The organism is Paenibacillus sp. LS1 (assembly GCF_026013365.1).
Classification (GTDB): domain Bacteria; phylum Bacillota; class Bacilli; order Paenibacillales; family Paenibacillaceae; genus Paenibacillus.
On the sequence record NZ_JAPDOE010000002.1, the window covers coordinates 412,400 to 438,455 of the forward strand.

At 44.6% G+C, this 26,056-nt stretch carries 28 protein-coding genes; all 28 read right to left on the reverse strand.

The genetic code is table 11. The features are described 5' to 3' along the window. Entirely contained in the window at positions 1-1,443 is a 1,443-nt protein-coding gene (gene cheB, locus OM416_RS11255; RefSeq protein ID WP_264929283.1) for a chemotaxis-specific protein-glutamate methyltransferase CheB, read from the reverse strand. A gap of 32 nt (positions 1,444-1,475) precedes the next feature. After that, a complete protein-coding gene (locus OM416_RS11260) occupies positions 1,476-2,363 on the reverse strand; it encodes a MinD/ParA family protein (RefSeq protein WP_264929285.1) in 888 nt (295 codons plus the stop codon). Next, positions 2,360-3,712 (reverse strand): flagellar biosynthesis protein FlhF, encoded by a 1,353-nt coding sequence (gene flhF, locus OM416_RS11265; protein ID WP_264929287.1) that lies wholly within the window; start codon positions 3,710-3,712, stop codon positions 2,360-2,362. The genes OM416_RS11260 and flhF overlap by 4 nt, the downstream gene beginning before the upstream one ends. Continuing rightward, complete coding sequence (flhA, locus tag OM416_RS11270) at positions 3,709-5,742, reverse strand: flagellar biosynthesis protein FlhA (protein WP_264929289.1); 2,034 nt, start codon at positions 5,740-5,742, stop codon at positions 3,709-3,711. Before flhA ends, flhF begins: the two co-directional genes overlap by 4 nt. 25 nt (positions 5,743-5,767) lie before the next feature. Next, a complete protein-coding gene (gene flhB, locus OM416_RS11275) occupies positions 5,768-6,850 on the reverse strand; it encodes a flagellar biosynthesis protein FlhB (protein ID WP_264929292.1) in 1,083 nt (360 codons plus the stop codon). Between the two features lie 23 nt (positions 6,851-6,873). Further along, on the reverse strand, positions 6,874-7,662 hold the full coding sequence (fliR, locus tag OM416_RS11280; protein WP_169478476.1) for a flagellar biosynthetic protein FliR: 789 nt from the start codon (positions 7,660-7,662) through the stop codon (positions 6,874-6,876). A 10-nt stretch (positions 7,663-7,672) separates the two neighbouring features. Beyond that, positions 7,673-7,942 (reverse strand): flagellar biosynthesis protein FliQ, encoded by a 270-nt coding sequence (fliQ, locus tag OM416_RS11285; protein WP_169478477.1) that lies wholly within the window; start codon positions 7,940-7,942, stop codon positions 7,673-7,675. Positions 7,943-7,967: 25 nt separating this feature from the next. Then, complete coding sequence (gene fliP / locus OM416_RS11290) at positions 7,968-8,723, reverse strand: flagellar type III secretion system pore protein FliP (RefSeq protein ID WP_062833802.1); 756 nt, start codon at positions 8,721-8,723, stop codon at positions 7,968-7,970. Further along, on the reverse strand, positions 8,720-9,256 hold the full coding sequence (locus tag OM416_RS11295; protein WP_264930687.1) for a flagellar biosynthetic protein FliO: 537 nt from the start codon (positions 9,254-9,256) through the stop codon (positions 8,720-8,722). The genes fliP and OM416_RS11295 overlap by 4 nt, the downstream gene beginning before the upstream one ends. 11 nt (positions 9,257-9,267) lie before the next feature. Beyond that, the gene (locus OM416_RS11300) at positions 9,268-9,633 is read right to left on the reverse strand and encodes a response regulator (RefSeq protein ID WP_017689175.1); all 366 of its coding nucleotides are present in this window, start codon (positions 9,631-9,633) and stop codon (positions 9,268-9,270) included. Positions 9,634-9,661: 28 nt separating this feature from the next. Then, on the reverse strand, positions 9,662-10,936 hold the full coding sequence (gene fliY, locus OM416_RS11305; protein ID WP_264929301.1) for a flagellar motor switch phosphatase FliY: 1,275 nt from the start codon (positions 10,934-10,936) through the stop codon (positions 9,662-9,664). Then, positions 10,926-11,924, reverse strand: coding sequence for a flagellar motor switch protein FliM (gene fliM, locus OM416_RS11310; RefSeq protein WP_264929303.1), 999 nt, complete (start codon positions 11,922-11,924; stop codon positions 10,926-10,928). The genes fliY and fliM overlap by 11 nt, the downstream gene beginning before the upstream one ends. 40 nt (positions 11,925-11,964) lie before the next feature. Then, a complete protein-coding gene (locus tag OM416_RS11315; protein WP_264929305.1) occupies positions 11,965-12,423 on the reverse strand; it encodes a flagellar basal body-associated FliL family protein in 459 nt (152 codons plus the stop codon). Then, complete coding sequence (locus OM416_RS11320; RefSeq protein WP_264929306.1) at positions 12,423-12,644, reverse strand: flagellar FlbD family protein; 222 nt, start codon at positions 12,642-12,644, stop codon at positions 12,423-12,425. Before OM416_RS11320 ends, OM416_RS11315 begins: the two co-directional genes overlap by 1 nt. A gap of 67 nt (positions 12,645-12,711) precedes the next feature. After that, complete coding sequence (gene flgG / locus OM416_RS11325; RefSeq protein WP_264929307.1) at positions 12,712-13,527, reverse strand: flagellar basal body rod protein FlgG; 816 nt, start codon at positions 13,525-13,527, stop codon at positions 12,712-12,714. An 81-nt stretch (positions 13,528-13,608) separates the two neighbouring features. Continuing rightward, entirely contained in the window at positions 13,609-13,938 is a 330-nt protein-coding gene (locus OM416_RS11330; protein ID WP_371327926.1) for a TIGR02530 family flagellar biosynthesis protein, read from the reverse strand. 50 nt (positions 13,939-13,988) lie between these two features. Continuing rightward, positions 13,989-14,546, reverse strand: coding sequence for a flagellar hook capping FlgD N-terminal domain-containing protein (locus tag OM416_RS11335; RefSeq protein ID WP_264929310.1), 558 nt, complete (start codon positions 14,544-14,546; stop codon positions 13,989-13,991). An 18-nt stretch (positions 14,547-14,564) separates the two neighbouring features. Then, positions 14,565-15,953 carry a flagellar hook-length control protein FliK gene (locus OM416_RS11340; protein ID WP_264929312.1) on the reverse strand — a complete coding sequence of 463 codons (1,389 nt, stop codon included), beginning with the start codon at positions 15,951-15,953 and terminating at the stop codon, positions 14,565-14,567. 39 nt (positions 15,954-15,992) lie between these two features. Next, a complete protein-coding gene (locus OM416_RS11345) occupies positions 15,993-16,934 on the reverse strand; it encodes a MotE family protein (RefSeq protein ID WP_264929314.1) in 942 nt (313 codons plus the stop codon). Positions 16,935-16,977: 43 nt separating this feature from the next. Next, positions 16,978-17,430, reverse strand: coding sequence for a flagellar export protein FliJ (gene fliJ, locus OM416_RS11350; RefSeq protein ID WP_062833792.1), 453 nt, complete (start codon positions 17,428-17,430; stop codon positions 16,978-16,980). Between the two features lie 11 nt (positions 17,431-17,441). Beyond that, positions 17,442-18,761 carry a flagellar protein export ATPase FliI gene (gene fliI, locus OM416_RS11355; protein ID WP_264929318.1) on the reverse strand — a complete coding sequence of 440 codons (1,320 nt, stop codon included), beginning with the start codon at positions 18,759-18,761 and terminating at the stop codon, positions 17,442-17,444. Continuing rightward, a complete protein-coding gene (locus OM416_RS11360) occupies positions 18,748-19,611 on the reverse strand; it encodes a FliH/SctL family protein (protein ID WP_264929320.1) in 864 nt (287 codons plus the stop codon). The genes fliI and OM416_RS11360 overlap by 14 nt, the downstream gene beginning before the upstream one ends. Further along, on the reverse strand, positions 19,604-20,620 hold the full coding sequence (gene fliG, locus OM416_RS11365; RefSeq protein ID WP_047842476.1) for a flagellar motor switch protein FliG: 1,017 nt from the start codon (positions 20,618-20,620) through the stop codon (positions 19,604-19,606). Before fliG ends, OM416_RS11360 begins: the two co-directional genes overlap by 8 nt. Before the next feature lie 11 nt (positions 20,621-20,631). Further along, positions 20,632-22,215 carry a flagellar basal-body MS-ring/collar protein FliF gene (gene fliF / locus OM416_RS11370; protein ID WP_264929323.1) on the reverse strand — a complete coding sequence of 528 codons (1,584 nt, stop codon included), beginning with the start codon at positions 22,213-22,215 and terminating at the stop codon, positions 20,632-20,634. 139 nt (positions 22,216-22,354) lie between these two features. Next, positions 22,355-22,666 (reverse strand): flagellar hook-basal body complex protein FliE, encoded by a 312-nt coding sequence (fliE, locus tag OM416_RS11375; RefSeq protein WP_264929325.1) that lies wholly within the window; start codon positions 22,664-22,666, stop codon positions 22,355-22,357. A gap of 58 nt (positions 22,667-22,724) precedes the next feature. Next, entirely contained in the window at positions 22,725-23,174 is a 450-nt protein-coding gene (gene flgC, locus OM416_RS11380; protein ID WP_264929328.1) for a flagellar basal body rod protein FlgC, read from the reverse strand. A gap of 6 nt (positions 23,175-23,180) precedes the next feature. Further along, on the reverse strand, positions 23,181-23,588 hold the full coding sequence (gene flgB, locus OM416_RS11385) for a flagellar basal body rod protein FlgB (RefSeq protein ID WP_036670359.1): 408 nt from the start codon (positions 23,586-23,588) through the stop codon (positions 23,181-23,183). Between the two features lie 982 nt (positions 23,589-24,570). Then, positions 24,571-25,971, reverse strand: coding sequence for an ATP-dependent protease ATPase subunit HslU (gene hslU, locus OM416_RS11390; RefSeq protein ID WP_264929332.1), 1,401 nt, complete (start codon positions 25,969-25,971; stop codon positions 24,571-24,573). Positions 25,972-26,056 lie beyond the last annotated feature (85 nt).

A 26,056-nucleotide genomic window follows, 5' to 3' on the forward strand; every position in this document is an offset into this window, starting at 1 on the left:
TTATTTCACTGCTTGAACAAGTTTAGACGCAATCTCCTGCAGTGGCAGAAGATGACGAACGCATTGCAGCTCTACAGCAGAACGCGGCATACCATATACAACACAAGTTTCTTCATTCTCGGCAAAGGTTGATGTAACTCCAGCTTCGTATAATCTCTTCATCATACGTGCTCCATCACTTCCCATTCCCGTCAGCAAAACAAGATGCCTTTGTAAAGATGTAAACGGCAGAAGCGACTCAAACATCGTATCCACTGAAGGTCTATGTCCATTCACTGGTTGATCTTCAGTCAGCTTCACGATAAACTTCCCGTCCGCTGTTTTGTTAACTTTCACATGGAATCCGCCGGGTGCTATATAGGCAGTCCCTTTTTTCAGAACCATGCCCTCTTCAGCTTCAACCACATGCAGGGGACTGAACGTATTCAATCGTTGAGCCAGAGAACGGGTGAAATTGGGCGGCATATGCTGCACAATAATGACCGGTGCTGGCAAATCAGCAGGCAACTGCTCGAGCAATGTCTTGAGAGCCCTAGGCCCACCCGTAGAACAACCTATTGCCACAAGCTTGTTGAAGGGCCCTTCCGGGCTCCCTGCACCTTTTGGAACAGGATTAGACTTGGTTAAATCCTTGGTTTTTGCAGAGGCAAAAGTTGCTGCTACTTGATTAGCTGCCACTCGAGCTGCATTAGGTAGTCGAATTTCCTTAGGAGTCTGTACTGGATTAGCTGACCTCACTGCTTTTTCTGCATTTGTCCCCGAATTACGCTCTGTCTTCGGCAAAGGCTCCGTTTTATTTTCTACGCGGCCTGGTTTCGAAGGTGATACTGGCGCAATGGATTTCTTTGATTTGGCCTGAAAGACTTCAGTCCGCTCTCGTATAGAGCGTTGATCCGTCTGGACAGGTTCGATCGTTTTTTTCACAGGCTCCGTTCGATCCCTGGCCGGTATTTCTTTCTGCACTGGCGGATTTGAGGGAGCAACCGTTCCTCGCAACATGTCTCTATTTTTCATGGATAAATCACGATCAGCTTTTCGTTTGATCTCATTCATCGCAGCACGCATGCGCTCAACCAAGGCTTTACCGACTTGAGCGATGTCTTGGTCATATACAATGGATGGTTTGCGAATGAAGTCAAATGCCCCAGCTTCAAGCGCCATAATGGTTTCTTTCATACCTTGTTCATTGATACCAGATAACATAATCACAGGAACGAAGGATTCCTTCATAATTGTTTTTAATGCATCCAACCCATTCATTTCGGGCATCTCAACGTCCATTGTGATAATGTCAGGTTTCAATTCTAGTGATTTTTGAATAGCTTCCCTACCGTTTGATGCCGTTGCCGTTACCTTGAATTCCGAGTCCGCTTCGATCAAATCCGTAACAATCTTACGCATAAAAGCGGAATCATCGACAACCAATACTTGATACACCGCCATGTTGTGTCACCCCTGTTTCCTTTATTCAGAAATCATGTTGTCCGTTTAAGCCACTTATTCATAAATCCCCTGATTCCTGTCAAGGTTCCGGATTCCGGAGTTGCAGGTACAGCCAAATAACGAAGAGCAAGTTTCTCTATATCTTTGGAGGCTTTGGCATTGGGATACGCCAGACTATAGGGCATTTGTCTTTTAACCGCCTTAACCACCTGGGCGTCTTCTGAAATATACCCAAGCAATGGAATATCCGTCTGCAAAAACCTTCTTGCCACTCCCGCTATTTTATCTGCCACCCGTTCCGCCTCCCGTTCGTCTTCCACCCGGTTAACGATCATCCGAAAGGGTGTAGCATTTTCCTGGCCGTGCATAACTTTGACTAAAGCATAAGCATCGGTTATTGAAGTCGGTTCAGGTGTGGTTATAATCAGGCATTCATCGGCAGCACCGATAAACGTCATATTCTCTCTGGAAAGCCCTGCCCCTGTATCAAAAATGACGTAATCCATTTCCTGGGCAATATCCTCCACTTGACTAGCGAAGAACTCCAGATCACGATCAGACAATGAGAATAACTCTTTCATGCCCGATCCTCCAGCAATGTAAGGCAAGCCGCTGGCACCCAGTTGTATGATCTCCCTTATGGATTTTTGTCGGTACAACAGGTGGTAAAGGTTATAGGATGAAGACGTACCCATAAGAACATCGATATTAGCCATTCCAATATCAGCATCAAACACAAGTACTTTTTTCCCCAAACCCTGTAATGCCAGTGCAAAGTTCAGTGTGAAATTGGATTTCCCAACACCTCCTTTACCACTGGCCACAGTGATGATTTTGGAGGAACGAATATCTCGATCGACACCTTCCATTTCCAATGGCGCAGAGACCATACTTCGAAGTGAAGCTGCCTGATCCTTCATTGTGTCCATTCTCCCAGCAACTGTGTAGACAACGAATCTGCATCCGGCTTCAACAAATCATCTGGAACATTTTGTCCGTTTGCTACATATGCAAGCTTAAGTGGAAAACGATGCAACAGGTTAAATAGCGGACCGCAGCTCCCAGTCTCATCCATTTTGGTGAAAATCACCTTATCCAGGCCATATTTGCTGAAATGTTCCGTAATCTGAACCATGTCATTGCTTTTGGAAGTCATGCTCATGACCAGAAAAGTTTCGCTATTCTCGACAGGAGCAAGCAAACTTTGCAGTTCTGAGACAAGTAATTCATTTCTGTAGTTTCTACCTGCTGTGTCCATAAAGATCAAGTCACAATTCTCTAATCGAGAAATTGCACGTTGTGTATCACCGGGCGATTGGACCACCTCAAGTGGAACATTCAGAATAGATGCATACGTTCTAAGCTGTTCTACAGCAGAGATCCGATAGGTATCTGATGTAATGAATCCAACTTTTCTCTGTTTTTTGAACATTTGTTCAGCCGCCAATTTCGCAATTGTCGTGGTTTTTCCTACACCGGTTGGTCCAGCTACATAAACGATTCGAGTGGTAGGAAGAATGCCTTCTTCAATTCGTTCTTCCAAAAAGTGCATGACCTCAAGCTTAACCGCTTGTTCTACATCCTGTTCATTTAATCCATCCTCAGACCATTTTGCTTGTATGGAATCGAACCAGGATTCCCATACTTCAGGCCAAACATCTTGTTCTGTCAAACGTTCTCGGATCGTATGCAGTTCCTCTGGCACAGGGTCCACAGAAGTACCTTGCTTAGAAAGCTTGGTCACCATCTGTTTAAGATCCTGCAATTCATTCATCAACTTATCCTGCTGTAGGTCTGAGCCCGATTGCTTAGCGGCAGTTGTTAAACCCGAAAAATCCGCCCCTTGCGGTCGCGGTTTATGATCCGTGCTCGAAGAACCTGAGCCGCTGTCTATGTCTAAACCGATCTTGCTCGATTCAAACATAGACGGCGCAGCCGCAGATTTTTCCTGTGCACTTTGATCAGCTGTATTCGTTGTAGCCGACTCATCCGAAGCCGCAACAAACGAACGAGCTGTTTGCCGATAGGCCTCAGGTACAAATGCACGAGGTACAGGTGTGAATTGATTTTGCACTGGCTTCGTCGTTTGCTTGTTTTCTTCCTTATCCACTGCAGCTACAACTTCGATCCGTTTTTTGCGGAACATTCCCATCACACCGCCCACCTTAATCTCTTTGGTGGACAGGATGACGGCATCACTTCCCAGGTCTTTGCGAATTTGAAGCATAGCTTCGGGCATGGTCTCAACAACGTATTGTTTTACTCTCATAAGTTCACCACCCCGATACTTTGAATTTCAACATTCGGCTCCAACTCGCTGTAGGAAAGTACAGGAATGTCCTGCATAGTACGTTCAATAACCTGACGCAGATACATCCGAATGGTTGGAGAAGTTAATACAACAGGTTGTTGACCTGATTGAATCAATCGGTTGACTTGTTCACTAAGTTTCTGATACACACTCTGTGTAGATACAGGGTCTAGCGCAAGATAACTCCCTTGATCCGATTGTTGCACACTTTCTGCAATTTTCTTCTCAAGACCAGGTCCAACCGTGATCACTCGAAGTGTCTCACCTTTTTGTGAGAACTGCTGAGTAATCTGACGTGAGAGGGATTGTCTGACGTATTCAGTCAGAACATCAGGATCCTTCGTATACGTACCATAGTCAGCCAGTGTCTCGAAGATGGTAACCATATCACGAATAGATATTTTCTCACGCAATAACTTGGCAAGCACTTTCTGCACATCACCAATGGAAAGTAGGGAAGGAATCAATTCATCCACCAGTGCAGAATAATTCTCTCTGAGATTATCCACAAGTGCTTTCGTCTCTTGTCTTCCAAGTAACTCATGCGCATGTTTCTTAATCAGTTCCGTCAGATGTGTCGCCACAACAGATGGCGGATCTACGACCGTATACCCAGCAAGTTCCGCTCTGTCTTTGGTTACTTCATCAATCCACAGTGCCGGAAGTCCAAAAGCAGGCTCTGTCGTTTCAATACCTGTCACGGACTCCTCATCATAGCCAGGACTCATGGCAAGGTAGTGATTCAACAACAGTTCTCCGCCGCCAACCACGTTACCCTTGATTTTGATAACATACTCATTGGGTCTGAGCTGGATATTATCTCGTATCCTTATGACCGGAACGACCAATCCCAGTTCAAGAGCACACTGTCTCCGAATCATGATGATCCGATCCAATAAGTCCCCACCTTGCTGATTATCAGCAAGAGGGATTAAACCATAACCAAATTCAAACTCAATAGGGTCAACCTGAAGCAGATTAATTACACTTTCAGGACTTCTGACCTCTTCAATCTGCTGTTCTTCTTCCAGCTGTTCTTCGGCTTCCTGTTTCAAATTCAGATTATTCTGCATGCGCCATGCGGCAAATGCCAGCATGCCTGCCAACGGAAGCGTAGTAATAACATGAATAGGTGTGAAAAAACCCAGCATGGCAATAACGAAAGCTACAATATAAATGAGTATTGGATATGTAAACAGTTGCCCCGTAATATCCTCTGCCAAGTTTCCTTCGGATGATGCTCTTGTAACGATAAGGCCTGCTGCCGTTGAAATAAGAAGAGCAGGAATCTGGCTAACCAATCCATCTCCTATAGTTAAAACGGAATACGTGGCAAGTGACTCAGCAAAATCAAGACCATGTACAGTCATTCCGATGATGAATCCACCAATCAGATTGATCAAGAGGATGATAATACTTGCAATTGCATCTCCTTTTACGAACTTACTTGCTCCATCCATGGCTCCATAAAAGTCGGCTTCGCGTTCAATTTTGGAACGCCGTTCACGAGCTTGTTGCTCGTTGATCAGACCCGCATTCAGATCTGCATCAATACTCATTTGTTTACCTGGCATCGCATCGAGGGTGAATCGGGCAGCAACTTCAGCTACACGCTCCGAACCCTTGGTAATAACGATAAACTGAACGACAACGAGGATCAGGAACACAACAAAACCAATCGCAATTTGCCCTCCGGCAATCCAGCTACCAAAGGTAGCAACAACGGCTCCAGCATCCCCTTCACCAAGGATTAGCTTGGTTGTCGAAATGTTCAATGCCAGTCGGAATAGAGTAGTAATTAGCAGTAAAGCTGGAAAAATAGAAAACTGCAATGCTTCTTTGCTGTTCATAGCAACAAGGAGTATCATCAGTGCAATTGAAATATTGACGACGAGCAGCATATCCAATAGCCAGATTGGGATCGGGAGAATCATCATCAACACAATGCCGATAATACCCGCAAGGACAGCTAAATCTTTTGTTTTCAATGAATGTACGGCCTCCGATCCCCTTTTATTTCGTTCTGCCCTTTAGTTTATATACATAAGCCAGCACTTCAGCTACCGCTTGAAACAAATCGGCCGGTATGGCATCACCAATCTCGGCTCTCTGGAATAATGCCCGTGCCAGCGGCTTGTTTTCCATTGTAATAACACCGTGCTCTTTGGCTATTTCCTTAATACGTAAGGCGACATAGTCCTGACCTTTGGCAATAATCTGCGGAGCCTCCATCTCAGATCCCTCGTACTTTAGCGCAACCGCAAAGTGAGTCGGATTCGTGATGATTACATCCGCATTCGGTACTTCCTGCATCATACGCTGCATAGCCATACGACGCTGACGTTCCCGAATTTTACCTTTGATCAGCGGATCGCCTTCCATTTTCTTGTACTCGTCTTTGATGTCTTGCTTGGACATACGGAGTTTTTTCTCATTATCATACTTTTGGTACATGTAATCGAATATTGCAAGTACCATAAGTGCAACAGCAATCTTAACACCCAGACTTAACGTGATGGATGCAGCAAAGTGTAAAATAGCATCCAATGAAAAGTGAGAAAGTGAGGCAATATCGGATTGGTAGCTTATAATTGTGCTATAAACAAGATAACCGATGATGGACATTTTCAAAATGGACTTCGCAAATTCGACCACAGAGCGCATAGAGAAAATATTTTTGAATCCTTTAATCGGATCCAACTTCTCCAGTTTCGGCTTTAATCCTTCGCCCACGAGCAGAAAACCAACCTGCATGTAGTTAACGATTAAAGCAACTAGAACCGCACCCAACAATACCGGAGCAAGCAGTAACATCACTTCAATGCCATAGCGCATCATAAGTATCATTACATTTTCACTGTTGATATTCATGTTCAGCCGGTTGATAAAAATATCTGTAAACAGTCGAACTGTACGTTCCTTGTAAAAATCACCGAAGACTGTCAAGATCAAAAACGAGAACAGGAGAATCGAAGCACCGGATATCTCCGGACTTTTGACAACCTGTCCTTTTTTACGTGCATCCTGTCTCTTTTTCGGGGTAGCTTTCTCCGTCTTCTCCCCTGAAAACAACTGGAGGTCGAGTTGAAGTTTCATCCGAGTCTTATCCTCCGTTTCACTCAGCCCGGCCTTTGTCCAATGGTTCCAAGCAATTTTTCCATGGATCTGAAGATCGCTTCGAACAATTGACTAAATATAAAGGAGAAACTGGGAACCAGCAAAAGCAAAATAGCAAGACCAACAAGTAACTTAAGTGGCAATCCGACTGCAAACACATTAAATTGAGGAGCGGTTTTGGCCAAAAACCCCAAACCTACATCCGTCAAAAACAATGCCACTACAATTGGAGCTGACATCTGAAAAGCCAACATGAATGATTGACCTAATGTCCGAATCAAAAACTCAGCAATGCTTCCGTCTGCCAACCGTAGGAAAAATACATTTGATAACGGAACCCATCGGTAACTGTAAACTATCGCATCCAGTAAATAATGGTGGCCATTCATCGTCAGAAACAGAAGCATAGCAAATGCATACTTCAAGTTACCCGTAAGCGGTGCTGAAGCCCCTGTCATTGGATCAAATACATTAGCCATACCAAATCCGATTTGAAGATCGATAAAAGTTCCCGCAGTCTGTACAGCCGTCATTAACAGATAAGCCACAAAACCTAGAAGCAGGCCAATGAGAATCTCTCTGATGATCAATAGAACGTAGCTCATGTCTGTGGGTACGGTCTGATCTATTCCATAAATCAGATAGACAGACAATGTGACAAATGCAGAGATACCAATTTTAACTGAAGTCGGCACATTTCGAGCTGAAAAGACCGGCGCAGTTACAAAAAATGATGTGATTCGACAAAACATAAGCAGAGCGACAGGGAAACTTTGCAATAATGTCTCCATCTGCTAAAGCCTACCCTATGTATCTGTAGAGATTGTCAAGAATGTTATACGTGAAATCAAGCAATATATTCAAGATCCAAGGTCCGAACACAAGTATTGCCAGAAGCACAGCAATAATTTTGGGTACAAAAGCCAATGTTTGTTCCTGAATCTGAGTTGTCGCTTGGAAAATACTGATTGCAAGTCCTACAACCAGAGCAAGTATAAGCATGGGTGCGCTGGCCAGCAATGACGTATATACCGCTTTCCCGGCCAGACCGATAATAAATTCCGAAGTCATGACCGTCCTCCTTTAACCTTCCGGTTCAAGTATTAAAACTCAGCAACAGTGACTTGACTACCAGATACCACCCGTCCACAAGGACAAAGAGCAGTATTTTGAAAGGTAATGAGATCATGACTGGCGGAAGCATCATCATCCCCATTGCCATGAGTGTACTCGCGACAACAATGTCTATCACCAGAAACGGAATAAAAATCATAAAGCCCATCTGGAATGCTGTCTTCAACTCACTGATTACATATGCAGGCACCATAACAGTAATCGGAATATCCTGGTAGGTATTTGGCTGTTCAGTCTGATTGTACTTCATAAACAGCAGAAGATCTTTTTCTCTGGTGTGAGTAAACATAAATTTCTTTATGGGATCTGCTGCTTTTTCCAGCGCCTCGGTTTGCGTAAGTTCTCCCTGGAGGTAGGGCTGAAGCGCTACCTGATTTATGGAAGACAACGTCGGCGACATAATGAAAAGTGTCAGAAATAGCGCCAAACCTACCAGCACCTGATTGGGTGGCATTTGTTGTGTACCCAAAGATGTACGTACAAAACCCAGCACAATCACAATTCGAGTAAAACTGGTCATCAGTACAAGCATTGCTGGTGCAATGCTAAGCACCGTAATTAACAAAATAATGGACAGTGAACTCGTGCTTGGTGTGCCTCCGTCACCATTTCCGATTTGAATATCAATATTCGGAATCGGTTCGGCAAAGGCAACCGTTACAGATGCCAGACTGATAAGTCCCATTAAACAACACGCTAACCAAATCTTTTTCTTCATGAATCCCTCGACCGATCTGTAGTATTGTCTTTATCCAGGAGCTTCTCCATCTTCTCTTTACGGTTAGGCATCTGCCGAAGTTTGGATTCAAACATTTCGTGAAAAGAAGTTGTGTCCTCCAGTTCCATTTCGCGCGGCGGCTCATCTTTACGGAAGCGTTTTGTGAGCTTGGCAATGAGAGGCGACAGATTACCTTGTTGTGCAGCAGCATCTCGTTCGAATGAGTCAATGATTCTTTGCGCCTCTTCCAGATCCGAAACCTTATCTATCAACTGGATGTCTTCACCTACACCAAGCAGATATACACTTCCACCAATTTCTATAATTTGCAGCGACTTGTTTTGTCCCAGTCCGACCCCGCCAAGGGTACGAATTGTGCCGTGCCGGAACATTTGCTGATTCCGTTTGTTTAAAAAACGGATCAGATAAACAATAAGGACCAGGATGACGGCCAGGACAACAATCACCCATACAAGCTGTAAATAATAATTGGCTCCCGCGCCAGCTCCTTCTGGAAAATCACCCTGAGCCATCATCATGTCTCTTAAACGCCCAGTGTCTTACTAATTGCTTCGATAACCCGGTCAGATTGGAAAGGTTTAACGATGAAATCTTTAGCACCTGCTTGAATAGCATCAATTACCATCGCTTGTTGACCCATTGCAGAGCACATAATCACTTTTGCGTTAGCATCGATCTTCTTGATTTCTTTCAAAGCTGCAATGCCATCCATCTCGGGCATCGTGATATCCATTGTGATCAGATCCGGACGAAGCTCTTTAAATTTCTCAATTGCTTGTGAGCCATCCTGTGCCTCACCAACAACCTCATATCCATTTTTGGACAAAATGTCCCGGATCATCATTCTCATAAATGCAGCGTCGTCTACGACTAAAATTCGGTTTGCCATCTTGATTCAAGTCCTCCCTAAATTGTGCTTATTGTAATTTCTGAATTCGGTCCCATTGGCTAACGATATCTATAACACGAACACCAAAGTTCTCGTCAATAACGACAACTTCTCCCTTGGCGATCAGTTTGTTATTCACCAAAATATCGACAGGTTCACCGGCTAACTTATCCAGTTCGACAATCGAACCCTGTGACAGTTCCAAAATATCTTTAATTTGCTTCTGGGTCCTTCCTAATTCTACGGTGACTTTAAGGGGAATGTCCATCAATAAATTCAAATTGTTTTCGTCAACCTGACCATACGCTCCATTTTGCAAATTGGCGAATTGAACTGGCTGTACGTTAACATTCCTATTTGGCATTCCACCGTAATGTTGAGGTGCACCATAAGGTTGCTGCGGTGGCATGCCATACGGCTGCTGTGGCGGCATTCCTTGGGGCATACCCATTGGAGCCTGTCCATACCCGATGTAGTCCTGAGCAGGCTGTTGTGGAGCCTGTGGAGGCTGTTGGTGCTGAACAGGTGGTTGTTCCACAACCGGTGGTGGCGTTGCTGGTACAGTTGCTGATGCAGGTTCAGGTGTTGATGCCACTGGTGCGCTTGCAGTTGACTCCTGAGCGCCTCCAATCAACATGTCTACCATATTTTTGGCAAAATGCACTGGGAGCAACTGCATCAGATTGGAATCGATGAGATCTCCAATTAACAGACGAAATGAAACTTGAATCAGCGTCTCATCTTCTGGAAGATTACTGACACCCTCACCACTCTCCAAATTGAGAATATCAATTCCCGGAGGGGAGATATTCACGAAACGGTTGAAGATCGTGGACATGGAAGTTGCAGAAGAACCCATCATCTGGTTCATCGCTTCCTGTACTGCACTAATGTGGATTTCATTTAGTTCTTCATCAGCCGGATTACCTTCGCCACCCAGCATAAGATCCGCGATAACTTGAGCATCTCTCTTCTTGATGACAAGTGAGTTAATTCCTTCGAACCCATCCACGTAATTCACATGAACCGCAACGTGTGGCTTGGGAAAAGCTTCTTCAAATTGTATTCGACTAATGATGGAAACCTTAGGGGTTGTAATATCTACTTTTAGGCCCAATAGCGTGGACAAGGCTGTCGCCGCGCTACCAAATGTAATGTTACCAATCTCCCCCAAGGCATCCTGTTCCAGCTCGGTCAAAAAATCATCAACCGTTTTCTCAGCTGGTTCTGAACTGTTCATCGATTCCGATTGCCTAAGCAAAGCATCGATTTCTTCCTGAGATAAATAATCCTTACTCGTCAAATTCTTCAACTCCTTCGGTCACAATCTCGTCTATTTGCACAGCCACACGGTCCTTGATTGTTCCCGGACTGCCCATATACTTCAGTCTGTCACCCACTTTAATGGAAAGTCCCTCATTAACTGGTTTGTTCAACGTAATGACATCACCAACGGACAGACCCAAAAATTCAGCAATTGAAATCTTGGATTCTCCCAATTCCGCAACAACCGGTAATTTGGCTTTGTTCACACGCTCTTTTAATGCTTCATATTCTTCCGGAGCTCTCGTTTTTTTCTCCGAAACAAACCACTGATGGGTAGATAACCGGGACATAATAGGTTCGAGAACGACATGCGGGATACATAGATTGATCATGCCTGTCGTGTCACCAATTTTGGTACTGAGCGAGATCAGAGCAATGGTCTCATTGGGGGATACAATCTGCATAAATTGCGGATTGGTCTCCAGTGCTTCCATCCTTGGAGAAATATCCAAGACTGTCTTCCATGCTTCCTGCAAACTTTCAAACGCACGGCTGAATATCCGCTCCATGATGGTCGTCTCAATCTCCGTCATCGATACAATCTTCGTCGGAGCACTTCCCGTTCCACCAAGCAGACGATCCAGCATTGCATATCCCACGTTCGGATGGACTTCCATCACCATTCGTCCCTGTAGTGGCTCCGCTTCAAAAATGTTCAATATCGTCATTTTAGGAATAGAACGGATAAACTCATCATAAGGCAACTGTTCGACCTGAACGACATTGATCTGAACGAACGTCCGCAGTTGGGCTGAAAAATAAGTGGTGAGAAAGCGTGCAAAGTTTTCGTGAATACGGGTCAAGCTTCGAATATGGTCTTTTGAAAAACGAACTGCCCGCTTAAAATCGTACGATCTAATTTTCTTCTGAGTATCTTCCTTCTTCAATTCTTCTGCATCCATTTCACCAGAAGAAAGGGCTGCCAATAGGGCGTCAATCTCATTTTGTGATAATACATCCACCATGTTCTCACCCCCTTACAGGTCTACAGCATGTTCTGTTCATTTACATCGTTGCTATCACAATGGATGAAAAGCTCGTACTACTCAAATTACTCTCTGGTAAAGCTTCATTAATAAGACCGGTTAATTTCTCGTTAAATAGTATCCGACCCTTTGCTGTAGCCAGTTCATCAGACTTCGTATCTGCAAGCGTCTGAATGATGATCGGTTTCACCACAATTTCTTTAATCTTCTCAAAATCTTCCTTAGCTTTTACGTCAGCCAACTTGAATGAGAAGCTAACGACAATAACATGATCTGTATCAGCCAAGTTGGTTTTAATTTCTCCAAGCTCTGAGGAAACTTCTACAATCTCATCCGCAGTCATCTTCTTGGGTTCAGAAGCTGCAGCAGTATGTGTATCATTCTTGGAATTCTGTCCTTGCATAAATACAAACACAACCACCACAATGAGTGTTATTGCCAGCAACATTGTTGCAAGCCAGGGCATCATCTTTTTCATCAGGATTCCTCCGTTTGCTGCACTTTGATAGTGGCTGCCTGAACCCCGATTTCACGGTTGTAATCTTTAATTTTGGAAATAACTTCATTGGCTTTCTCAAGCACAATCAGTCTCTTTCCAGTTACCAGAGTAATATACGTGTCCGGCGTCTCTTCCACAATCTCAACCATCAGCGCATTTAACCACATGGGAGAACCATTTAACCGCGTAACCGAAATCATGCTAAGCCCCCTCGATCAGAGTGGGAGGAGCAAGCTCCTCCACATTTTAAAAATCACCAATTAGCTATTAACGTTTCAGGTTAACAACTTCCTGAAGTATTTCATCCGACGTTGTAATGATCCGTGAGTTTGCCTGGAATCCACGTTGAGCTACGATCATCTCAGTAAACTCTCCAGTCAAATCCACATTAGACATTTCTAGCTGTCCAGCAATAATTGCTCCTGTTCCGTCCTCAGCACTGTTCGCTGTCAATGGTTCAAGTACTCCATCTGGATTCGCGTTCGCTGTCATTCGGTACAAGTTGCCCCCGATTTTCTCAAGGCCTTCCGGATTGACAACTTTACCTATTCCAATCTGTGGGCCCGCTTCAATGGTTCCATCTGCCATGGTCTGGTTAATCGTTCCATCCTGACCAATAGTGAAGGATACGACGTCGTCTGGAATGGTAATATTTCCACCACCGTTATCCAGAACAAACAACCCATCCGATGTCAAAAGGTTACGTGCAGCATCCACATGGAAATCCCCCGCCCGAGTCAGGTAAGGTACTTCCTGATCTTCACTCAAACGTACAAGGAAGAATCCATCTCCATTAATCCGAAGATCTGTTGGATTATTTGTTGTCATGGGGCTACCTGCCAGATGCAGCGTATCAATTGAACCTACGGATACACCAAGACCGATTTGCTTCGCATTGACACCACCAGATGCATCGCCAGGGGCAGTTACCCCTGCCGTAGTTTGGCTCATAATATCCTTGAACATAACCCGACTGCCTTTAAAGCCAACCGTGTTCACGTTCGCAATATTGTTACCAATTACGTCGAGTTTTGTTTGAAAACCCCGCATCCCGGAAACGCCTGAGTACATTGATTTCAACATTTTAAAAAATCCTCCCAGTCTTCATTTGGTTACCGCATCAGTCGGTCAGCGGCATTCCGGCTCCCGAGAAGGGCCAACCGGTCAAGAAATGATTACGGCACTATCAATCTGAGTGAACACATTATCCTTCATGCTTTCACTATCCATAGCTGTAACCACTGTACGATTTTTGACATTGACGATAAAAGCCATATCCTGCATCAAAATCAATGACTCTTTGGCTCCCTTGGCAGCAGCTTTGTCCAAAGCAGAACCAATCTGTTCCATTTGCTCCGTTTTGAGTTCAATACCACGCTGTTCCAATCGCTTGGCAGCATGATTGCTCAATTTCAGAAGATTATCTTCCAGCACCTTCGCAAAAGGCTTTTCGGGTACAGCTGAGGCTTCTCCCGTTTTGGGTCTTTGAAGCATATTGGGAGTAATCGGGCCCGCATATAATTGTCCAACCGTTATGCGATCACTCATATCGTTTTCTCGCTATCTTCTGTACCACCCGTTTCAGCGGCTGATTCAGCTTCCTGGCTTTCACTCGATTCAGGCGTTACATTCTGAACGTTCTCTACCGGAGTTTGATTCTCTTCTGCCTGTTTTGGATAATTCACCTGAATGATCTCATCCAGCTTAATCTCGTCATTGCCCACTTTCGCGTATTGAACGCTATCTCTTACAATGATGGAATCTACAATACCCTGACGAAGAGTTCCGTTGTCCGTTTTATTAGAAGAAAGCCAACTTACCTCCATGCCGATCATGCCGGATACAGCACCAAGTGACTGATTCAACGTTTTAAGTTGAGTCGAAATATTGACCAGTTGTTCCACTGAGCTGAACTGTGCCATTTGAGCGATAAATTCCTTATCCTCCATCGGCTGCATCGGATCTTGGTTCTGTAGCTGGGTAATCAAGATTTTTAGAAACTGGTCTTTCCCCAATTCTTTTGTTGCAGCGCTTGTCGTTGCCTTATTAGCTGCCGAATAGTTCGGCCAGGTATTATTCGTTGAAACAATTTCATTAGCCATTTGCTCACCTCATTTCTGTTAAGCCTTTGCACTAAACGTATCTCTCTGTAATTCATTTCCTTCAACTTGCTCGCTACGCCAATTACGCAATTCTTCTTGAATGCCTGCTGTAGCTATAGCATCATCCGATTGTTCCTCACGCTCACGTGAACGACGCTGCTGCTGAGAGTTACTTCCCGGCTGACGGCCTCCATCCTGATACATCTGTGATCCGATTGAACTGTTCTGCGTAACCTCAAGTCGTTCCACTTGAATCCCCTGAGCTTGAAGTGAAGAACGCAGCTGCATCATTTGCTGTTCAAGCATGTCTTTGGCCATCGTATGCTCTGTCATAAAGCGTGCAACCAATTGCCCATTCTGCAAAGTAATTTGTACATCCAACTTCCCTAGATGCTCAGGACGAAGTGAGATGGTCGCCTCGGAAAATCCTTTTTGCTGTACAATATCCAGCTTGCTGACAACAAACTGTGTCATTTCTTTGGCAAAATGTGATGTTTGCATTACAGGTTCAGCCGGTTTACCTGCTGTTGTACCTGATGTACGCAAGGACAGCTCTCCTGCAGTAATAATGGTTGAGTGATCCACTTCTCCACCTGCATTTGAATCAGATGTCACCTCCGTATCACCTTTCACCTGGATTCCAGCATTTGCTGCTGTTGCAACAAGAACTTGTGGTACGACTGAATCCTGTTTGGAAGCTTGCAGCGAAGTAGCTGGAGCAACTTGTACAGCCTGATCCTTAACTGTAGTCAATGTATCCAATATGGATTTCAGTTCAGTCCATCCTTTGTTACTAGTGGTATCCACTCCAGCCTCTTGAAGCTGACTCTGCAGAGATTGCAGCAGATTTTTGAATTCGGGTGCGTTCTTCGCAACAGTACTCTCTGGTTCATTCATCGCAGCTACTAACTGTGTAAGCATATCCTGCAAAACAAAACGAATTGCTGCCGGATGCTGCGAGAGTTCAATTGCAGGTACTGTATTGGCACTTCCAGCTCCATCCGAAGACTCGTCGGAACCTTCTGCGCTAGTACCAGAAGCATCATTTAGCTGTGTATACATCTGTTGAATCAGAGTCTGCAAGCCTGCGAGTAGAGATGGATCATTTTCCAAAGCTTCATCAAGAGAATCCAAGTCTGTGAACAACGAATTCAGTATATCCGTGATAGATGTCGCTTCCCCTTCTTCACTTGTAGCAAAGGAAAACACCAGCGGATTAGCAGTTAAGCTTCCAGTAGCGCTTGAACTCTCACCTTCAGTGGATCCTCCAGATAATGACTGTGCAAGAGTTTGCAAAAATTCACCGCCAGCACCTGTAGCTGAACCTTTCGATTGTGCTCCAGTTGTCTGACCAGTTCCAGCGGTTTTTGCAGATGCTGTGGATGTCATTTGATATACGATCGACATTTATTTCACCTCCTCTCGGTTATCACAGTTTAATCCGATCTACTTGTTGCCCATTAATCTGTTCAAAATTTTTGCAGTTTCAACCGAGTCCTCAGAAGACATGTTCTCAAGCAATTGAGAGCGTGTGGCATCATCTACTGAATTCAGGATGGTCAATGTTTTGTCAGGACTTAACTTGTATGTTTCCAACAATAACTTGGCACCACTTGAAGCAGACATCGAAGCAAATGTTTGACTTAGCTGGTTTTTATCCAGGTTTTTGCTCGTCGTTGTTGCTGCACTTGAAGTTGCAGCGGTTTCTTTCTTCAATCTGGATTGTAGTGCATCCAGTGCCAGATCCCCTGACGGTTTGGCATCCTTCATCATCATGGTGACGTCGGCTGCTGTTTTCGGGTCCATCTTTTCAAGCACTTTGGTCCGAGCAGATGATTGCATGGCATTCAATAACAGTACCATTTCTTCATTCGTCATATTTTGCAAAATCGGTGCAGCTTTGCTCGGGCTCATGTCAGCATACATTTTAGCCAAATCTTTTATTTGCTTTTGATAATCAGATTCCGTTTCCGGCGTTGCCGCCGTAGCGGTTTCAGCAGCTTTTTCTGCATCATCCAACTTCTTCTGAAGGTCCGTCGCCTTCTTCGCTTCAGTTGTTGTCGCTTCTTGTGCTGCCTTGAGTTCTGTCTCTTTGGCGGTTACTTGAGACTTCAGCTTTTCGATTGTCGCTTCAGCACTTTCAACCTGCTGCTCGCTCTTCTCCAGCTTCTCTTTTTCAGGGTCCAGCACAGGATCAGGTACCCATTCCTTAACTACCGGAATCTTGTTGGCAAATTCAAACAAATTGTTACGAATATCTACATTAAAAAGCGTAAGCAGTACGCCCAGCAATACTACGGTGAATACAATCGGGATTGAAATCATGAGAAATTTTTCCCATCCGCCTCCCGACTCTTTTTCCATGTCACTATCGTCTTTAACAGCCATCGTTCATTCCTCCTTCGCGAGACAACTTCGCGTCCGGCTCACATCAATTCGCGCGTCCGGCTTTGGCAGCGAAGCGTACAGTAGCCATCTCGTCCAGATCGTTCTGTTCCCGGAGGAGCATCTCCTGCTGAAATTTGATTTTCGCCTTGTCTCTCGCTCCAAGCCATACTTTTTCGTCAATCATCTTACCGTTTAGAAAGGTCTGATTCCGTTGCACATTGACCTGAGCATGTTTAACATCACTGTTTTTGCGTGAAATGCACTCGTCAAGGTGATGTACATAACGCTGCATCTCTTGCAGACTGTTTACAGACGCTGTATTTTCCGTAGCAGATTGGATGATGCCCACCAGATTACTTCTGTCGTTCAGAAGTTGTATCAGATGCTCTTCCTCCGTCTGAAGTTTACCGATCGCTGTGGATAACATCCACTCTGCCTGTGTTTTCTCATTACTCTTCAGGTCAACAACTTTCTGGAAATGATATCGAAATTTCATCGTTTACCCATTCATCTCCTTGCAAATTCAAGAATCAAACGTTCCTGCACTTCACTTAAGGTGATTTTCTCGTCGACTTTCTGCTTTGTAAAGTTCCAAATGCTATCAATCTGATCTATTGATTCATCTATCGCTGCATTTGATCCCCGCTGGTAAGCCCCAATATTGATCAAATCTTCCGACTCTTTATAGACAGCCATCAAACGTTTCATATTATTGACGGCTTCCAGTTGCTCTTCCGGAGCAATATCCTTCATGACACGACTTATACTGGCTAACACATCGATCGCCGGAAAATGACCTTTATTCGCGATGGACCGGTTTAACACAATGTGGCCATCCAGTATACCCCTTACCGCATCCGCGATCGGTTCATTCATGTCATCCCCATCAACCAGAACGGTGTAAAAGGCTGTAATCGAGCCCGTAGGCCCTGTACCCGCCCGTTCAAGCAGTTTGGGCAAACTCGCAAATACCGATGGAGTATATCCTCTCATTGCCGGAGGTTCACCTACTGCCAAACCAACTTCCCTTTGAGCCATCGCATATCGGGTAACCGAGTCCATCATCAGCATCACGTTCATTCCACGGTCCCGGAAATACTCTGCAATGGTGGTTGCAATAACCGCTCCCTTGATCCGAATCAGAGCAGGCTGATCTGATGTTGCAACAATAACTACGGAGCGTTCCAGCCCTTCCGGACCCAGATCCCGTTCAATAAAGTCGCGAACCTCACGTCCACGCTCACCCACAAGCGCGATTACATTGACATCCGCCGCTGTATTACGCGCAATCATGCCCATCAATGTACTCTTACCAACACCTGAACCGGCAAAAATACCTACACGCTGTCCCTTGCCTACGGTCAACAATCCGTCAATAGCTCTTACACCGACACCCATAGTTTCAAGTACACGCGGACGATCCATTGGATTGACTGGTGTATTGGACGTAGAGTACATCGGCATTCTGGATGGAAGGAGCGAACCGTCCAGCGGTTGTCCTAGTCCGTCCAGCACTTTACCGAGCAATTCAGAGCCTACCTGAACGCCGAGTGGTTTACCCGTACCGACTACATCGCAACCAGGACCAATGGATTGCAGTTCACCCAGTGGCATAAGCAGCACTTTGTTATCTCGAAACCCAACGACTTCAGCCTGAAGAGGCTTGGCCGACTTACCAGGGTAGATGTAACATACATCACCGATACTTGCATCCGGCCCTTCGGACTCAACCATAAGACCAATGACCTGAGTAACTTTGCCGTTAATGCGCACGGGATCAAATTGCCGCAAATGTTCCATATATCGCTGTGAACTAAGAACCTTCATGTTGATTTCTTCGCTCCTCATCCTCAAGTGCTATGCGGACCAGTTCTTTTTTTATCTCAGCAAGCTGTGTGTCAATTCTCGCATCTACACTTCCGAACGAAGAACGAATCACACATCCCTTATCTTTGACCGTTGAATCAGGCAAAATCTGTAATTCTGCCTGAGAGTCGATGGACAGAGACAATTCTTCACGAGCTGCTTGTACAAATGTAAATTGCTCAGGAGCCACACACAGTGTGATCAAACCTTGCTCCCGTTTACGTGACAAACTCTGACGAATCAGTTCCAAGGTGTGATCGGGTTCAATGGTAAGTTGCTTATCAATGACTTTCTCAGCGATCCCACAAGCAAGATCAACAAGGAACGGTTCGGCTTCCTGAATAATCTGATCTTTTGCTACATAAGCCTCCTGAAGCACTTCCTGGGCTTCATTCATCATCTTTTCGATCTGCACCTGGAGATCCAGTTCAGCTTGTACTTTGCCTTCTTCAAAGCCCTGTTGGAAACCTTGTGAACGAAGTGCTTCGGTCAGATGTTCATCCTGTTGTCTTTGTTCCTGCCACCAGGTATCGATCTGTTCACGGGCTTCTTGAAGCATGCGCTCTGCTTCTTCTGAAGCTTCACGTACTTGCTTTTCTGCAAACTCCTTGGCATCTTCCAGCATCTCTGCGGTAAGACGTTGTGTTTCCTCGTCCACGCGTGCCTGAAGTGTTTCTGCTTCAGAACCTTCAGCACTCTCACCATTTAATTCCGATTCAGACTCCCCAGCACCACCATAATGATGATGATTTTCAAGCCTTTTACGGTCATCAACAGGTACATACTGGAAAGATTTAATCAAATTAGACAATGATATCATCTCCTCCACCGCGTGCGATAATGATCTCACCGGCTTCTTCCAATCTGCGTATCGTTCCTACAATGCGTGTCTGAGCTTCCTCAACATCACGCAACCGCACAGGTCCCATGAACTCCATCTCTTCTTTGAATGTCTCGGACATCCGTTTCGACATGTTCCGGAACACGGCATCCCGAACTTCTTCGCTTGCCACTTTGAGTGCGAGTTGCAGATCTGCGTTGTCGATATCCCGAATAATACGCTGAATCGAACGATCATCCACATTGACGATATCTTCGAATACAAACATGCGTTTTTTGATTTCCTCTGCAAGCTCCGGATCCTGAATTTCGAGAGAGTCCAAAATGGTACGCTCTGTACCACGATCGACTCCATTCAGAATCTGAACAATCGATTCGATACCACCCGCATTTGTGTAATCCTGCGTTACAGTAGAAGATAGCTTCTGTTCCAGAACCCGCTCCACTTGAGAGATAACTTCTGGCGAAGTACTATCCATGACTGCTACCCGGCGAGCGACATCTGCCTGTTTCTCTTGTGGCAAGGATGACAGAATCGCTGCAGCCTGTTCGAACTGGAGATAAGACAGAACCAGGGCTATCGTTTGCGGACTTTCATTCTGAATAAAGTTCAAAATTTGATTTGGATCCGCTTTGCGTGCAAAGTCAAACGGTCTGACCTGCAACGTAGCTGTCAAACGATTAATAACTTCAAGTGCTTTGGAAGAACCCAAAGCTTTCTCCAGGATCTCTCTCGCATAATTGATACCGCCCTGAGAGATATATTCCTGCGCCAGACAGATCTGGTGAAACTCGGCCATGATCATGTCCTTTTCGGAAGAATCAACTTTGCGAACGTTGGCAATCTCCAATGTGAGTTGTTCAATCTCCTCGTCACGCAGATGTTTGAATATCTGTGCCGATACTTCCGGACCTAATGTAATCAACAATATTGCTGCTTTTTGTCTGCCAGTCAAACCTTGACTGCTTGCCTTCGCCAATGCGTTCACCTCTATTCGTCAGCCAGCCATGTACGCAGCAGATTGACGAATTCGTCTGGCTTTTTCTTGGCCAAACTCTCCAATTGTTTGCGCACCTGACTTTCGTTCGTTACACTGTCCAGCGTAATGGACGGGAACTCTGTTGCTATTGGAAGAGGAATCTCTTCTTCTTCTACTTCGTTTTGTTTGCGGCGACGGCGTACCAACAAAATGACAACCGCTGCGATCAATGCCGCTATAAGTGCGCCTCCACCCCACATCATGGTTGAGGACAACTGGAAGCCTGTATTCGCTGTCGATGCAGCCTGGAATCCTTGTGACATGACTGAAACTTTCTTTGTCAGATCGGCGTCACTTATTACGGTGCCTGAGTCTGCCAATGAAGCACGAACGATGTTAACCAAAATATTCTCGATCGCATCTTGAACAGGTCCTTGCAATTCTGTTTCTCCAGCCGGTGGTTCAACTGCTACGTTAATGGTTAAATCTTTTACAGTATACGGACTGGAAATAATATCCTTGGCAATTCGATTAACATCGTAGTTTATAGTGCTAGATGATTCTTCAGAGGTGGAGTTCCCTGTTGCATCAGATGATGGATAACCCGGGACTTCCTCTTGCCCTGTGCCAGCAACACCACCTGTCGGGTTGCTTGCCCCAGTGTAACTCTTCTGAATCTCCTGCACACTGATCTCGATGCCTTTCATATTCTCTACATCTACAGGTTGAACCAGATTTTCTTTACGTGTTTCTTTGTCAAAATTAAGCTTGGAGGCTACCAAAACATTGACCTTGTCTTCGCCTACAATTTGAGAAAGAAATTGCTTCACGTTATTACGAACATCGTTTTCAAACTTCTTCTGTAAAGCCATGTTTTCTTGAACTTCAGAAGACAACCCGCCACTACCACCTCGGGCAGTTGGAATCAGTTCTGCTTCATCCGTATTGGTAATCGTGATGTTCTCAATAGGCAGATTAGGAATTGCGGTCTTAACCAAGTTAAAGTATCCATCTACCGCTGCCTGATTTGGGTGATAACCCGGTTTAAATTGGAGAGCTACCGATGCTGATGCTTTATCCTGCTCTTCTAAACCAGCAAAGATGTTATCTTTCGGCATATTGACCAGCACTTTAGCGTCCTGTATCCCTTGCATCCGCTGAAGCAACTGTTCAACTTCTCCGTTTAACGCATTGTTGTACTTTACATCAAACTCTTTGTCTGTCATCCCGATGGGGGATGATGATTCCTCGAATGACTTATATCCTAATGAACCATTCTGAATGATCCCTTGAGATCCGACATTCACTTTTGCAATGGCCACACTCGTGCTTGGTACGGATATCGTCTTGCCATCTGAACTTAATTTGTATGGAATACTAGATGAATCGAGATAACTGATAACACCTGCTGAGTCACTCGCATTCAAATCCGTGAACGCAACTTCATATTCTGTCTTGGACAATTGCATCGTGAGTACAACTGCAGCCAAAATCAGAAACAGGAAGGTGGATATAAATAATACTTTTTGCTTTTTGCTGAAACTATTCCAATACTGGGACCCCTTGTCCCTGTACTGGGCGATTCTCTCATTCACTCTGTCACCCCATCATCCGAAACTTTGCTTAGTCTGTCCTTACGCAACCCTACCCGTTTCACAGGTCAACGATCAGGAGCAGCATCGCAGCTGCTTGTTGCAATGATCAGCGCTACTGCCCGAGCGCAAGTAGATTATTTTATAACTGCGTTCGCATAATTTCCTGGTATGCTTCTACCACTTTGTTTCGGACTTGAGTTGTGAGTTGTAGGCTTAACAAGGCCTGTTCGGAAGCGATCATCACCTGATCCACGTTCGCTTTGCCGACCAAAAATTGATTGGACATTTCATGTGATTGAGTCTCCTGTGCAGCGACAGATCCCAATGCATTCTGTAAGTATGTACCGAAGCTCTGGATGGTTTCGGCTGGTGTAGAAGGCTTGCTTTCGGTTGCACTCTTCATCTGTAGCGGTTGTATCCCCTGCGTGCTAAACATGTTGTTCTGAATCATTAATGTCCCTCCCCTTCATCACTGGTTTAAATATTTCTTGTTTTTAGTTCAAAGCAGATTATCTTCCAATCTCCAAAGCTTTCGAAATCATTGCTTTGGTTGAATTCAATGCTGTTACGTTAGCCTCATAGGAACGAGTAGCTGAGATCATGTCGACCATTTCTTTCGCAATATCCACGTTAGGCATAAATACATATCCTTCTGCGTTGGCATCTGGATGAGAAGGATCGTAGACAGGCTTGAGTGGTGACTGATCTTCGCGAATCTCAGTGACTCTGACGCCATCTCCCGAACTGCCCTCGCGCATCTGATTTTGTAGCATGGTACCAAAAGACGTTTTATTCGGTTCAAGCACCACCATTTTGCGTTTGTAAGGGACCGCCTCACCATTGGATACGCTCGCGCGCGTCGTTTCTGCGTTCGCAATGTTGGAAGATATAACGTCCATCCGCAAACGTTGAGCCGTCAGCGCTGATGCACTGATACTAAAACTATTACTAATGTTCAATTTAGGTTATCTCCCTTCCACGCCAACACGCATGATTTTAATTTGTTCGTTCACTTGCTGGATATAAGCGTTGTAACGCAACTGATTCTCCGCCAGAAGACTCATTTCTCTGTCTATATCGACATTGTTTTCGTTGTTATTCATGGACGTTGACTGGTCCATATTAACTACTGGCGTTGGTACGGAAGAGGAAGGACCTATGACAAAATGCCTTGCATCAGTTACTTTACCTTTAAGAACAGGCATATCTCCATTCATTTGCCCCTGCAACATTTCTTCAAAAGAAACGTCCGAGCGCTTGAAATACGGGGTATCGGCATTCGCGATGTTGTCAGCAATCGTTCGTTGTCTGATGTTGGACGCATCGAGTGCACCTTGCAATCTTTTAAAGCTAATATCATTTAAAAGATTCACAATCTCCCTCCTCTCTTTAGAAGTTATGGAAAAAGATTGAATCTTTTCCCTTGAAAATTCTTATGTTTTTTCGACAAAAACATTCGCTTTTACACGGTTTTCTAGGACTTAAGTAGAATTAACTCTGATGTTGTCGTATAACATAAGTTTCTTCGAGTTTGGGATATATTACAATAAGAAAAAAGCCCTATCTTTTCTGAAAGACAGGGCTTTTTGTGTATTTTCTGCAAATTATGAATTTTTTCGTAAATGTTCAGGCCCAAATCAAAAGTATGTTAATACTATCCCTGATACTTCTTAAACATTCTTAAAATAAAAAAAACCTTTCCCATCTCTACATGACAGTATAACGCCCGTAATTATGTACATTTCCGAATATTTCATACTTGATAATGTTAGAATTTTTTACCGTTATACTAAGGGTTTATTGACTATATGATAGGTATACATACGAAGCTGTATATTAATCAATTGACAAGTTATCTTTCAAGAATTGAGATTTATCACCTTTCCTGCCTAACACTTTCTTAACAATTAAGTAGGGTCTTTATATTTTAATCTCCAGAAAACAATTGCTTGCTTCAACCTTTTCTACAATTTCTGTTTTTGCGCATTTACGCAACATTTACCAACCTGTCAACTAAACCGATGACCAGACTTGGAATAAGGAAACTTCTTGTAATGGGAATCACTGGATATAAAAACGGGGAATAACCACCACTCCGATAGGTTTTAACTTAGTATACATGCGGCACAAGTCCTAGTTTTGTCGATCCGTATAACAACCCCACATCTTTTATCGGTTATGCCATCGTAATTCTGTAGATAAAAACAAAAATAAACGACATGCCTGCGGTAAGATGACCCTTGAGATTCGGTAAAGGAGTGACGCCCCTTCGTCGATCTCGCAAGTGCTCTCTACTCTCCAGTGCATGCCGTTCATTTATACCATCCTTGTAACAACTACATTGCTATCCCCATGTTACAGGATATACTGACTTAAATCACGATCCAGTGCAATATCATTCAATTTCTCACGGACATACTCCGGAGTAATCACCATACGTTCCAATGTAAGCTCAGGTGCCTCAAAGGACAAATCCTCCAACAGCTTTTCAAGAATCGTATGCAATCGGCGTGCACCTATATTTTCTGTATTTTGATTGACGGATTCAGCCAGTTTGGCAATTTCACGAATGGCATCATCCGAGAATTCAATCTCAATATTTTCGGTGCGCAGCAAATCAACATACTGCTTGGTCAGTGCATTCTGAGGCTCAGTCAGAATGGATACAAACTCCTCCAGTGTCAAACTGCTCAGCTCCACACGAATTGGGAAGCGTCCCTGAAGCTCGGGAATCAGATCAGAGGGTTTAGCGACGTGGAATGCGCCTGCTGCCATAAACAGAATATAATCCGTTTTGACAGGGCCATACTTCGTCATAACCGTAGAACCTTCGACGATAGGCAGAATGTCCCGTTGTACACCCTCACGGGATACATCCGGACCGCTACCGCGTCCTTGGCTGGCAACCTTGTCGATTTCATCAATGAAAATGATACCTGTCTGCTCTGCCCGGCGAATGGACTCCTGAGTAACATCATCCATATCGATCAATTTTCCTGCTTCTTCCTGGATCAACACTTTGCGCGCTTCTTTAATGGTGAGCTTACGTTTTTTCGTACGACGAGGCAACAAGCTGCCAAACATCTCCTGCATGTTCATGCCCATCTGATCATTACCTTGACCAGCAAACATGTCCATCATGTTAGGAGCAGTGTCTTCCACATCAATTTCAATGATGTCATCCTCCAGCTTGCCGGATAACAGATCAAACTTGATCTTGCGTCGACGCTCCGCAACCCCTGTATCCGGTTCTGGCTCATCCTGTTCCTGAACGTTGTTGCCATTATTACCAAAGATCATCTCAAACGGATTACGCTGATTCTTGGACTTGGACTGTGAGGGAGCCAGAATATGTACAATTCGTTCATTGGCAGCTTCTTCAGCTTTGTCCTTCACTTTTTCAGTCCGCTCCAGCTTCACCATCCGCAGTGATGTTTCAATCAAATCACGCACCATTGATTCAACGTCACGGCCAACGTAACCCACTTCGGTGAACTTGGTAGCTTCCACTTTTACAAATGGTGCACCCACCAGTTTAGCAAGGCGACGGGCGATTTCCGTTTTACCCACACCGGTAGGTCCAATCATCAGGATATTTTTAGGCACAATGTCGTCCTGAGTATGCTCAGGCAAAAGGCTACGCCGATAACGATTACGAAGGGCTACCGCTACCGATTTTTTGGCTTTCTTTTGACCTACAATATACTTGTCAAGCTCTGCAACAATCTGTCTCGGTGTTAGCGCTTGAGTATTCATATTGCTTCCCTCCTACCAGTATGCTGAATTTATTTTACCTAACAAGGACAAAGAATCCCCTAGACGTCCTGGAGCAGATTACAAA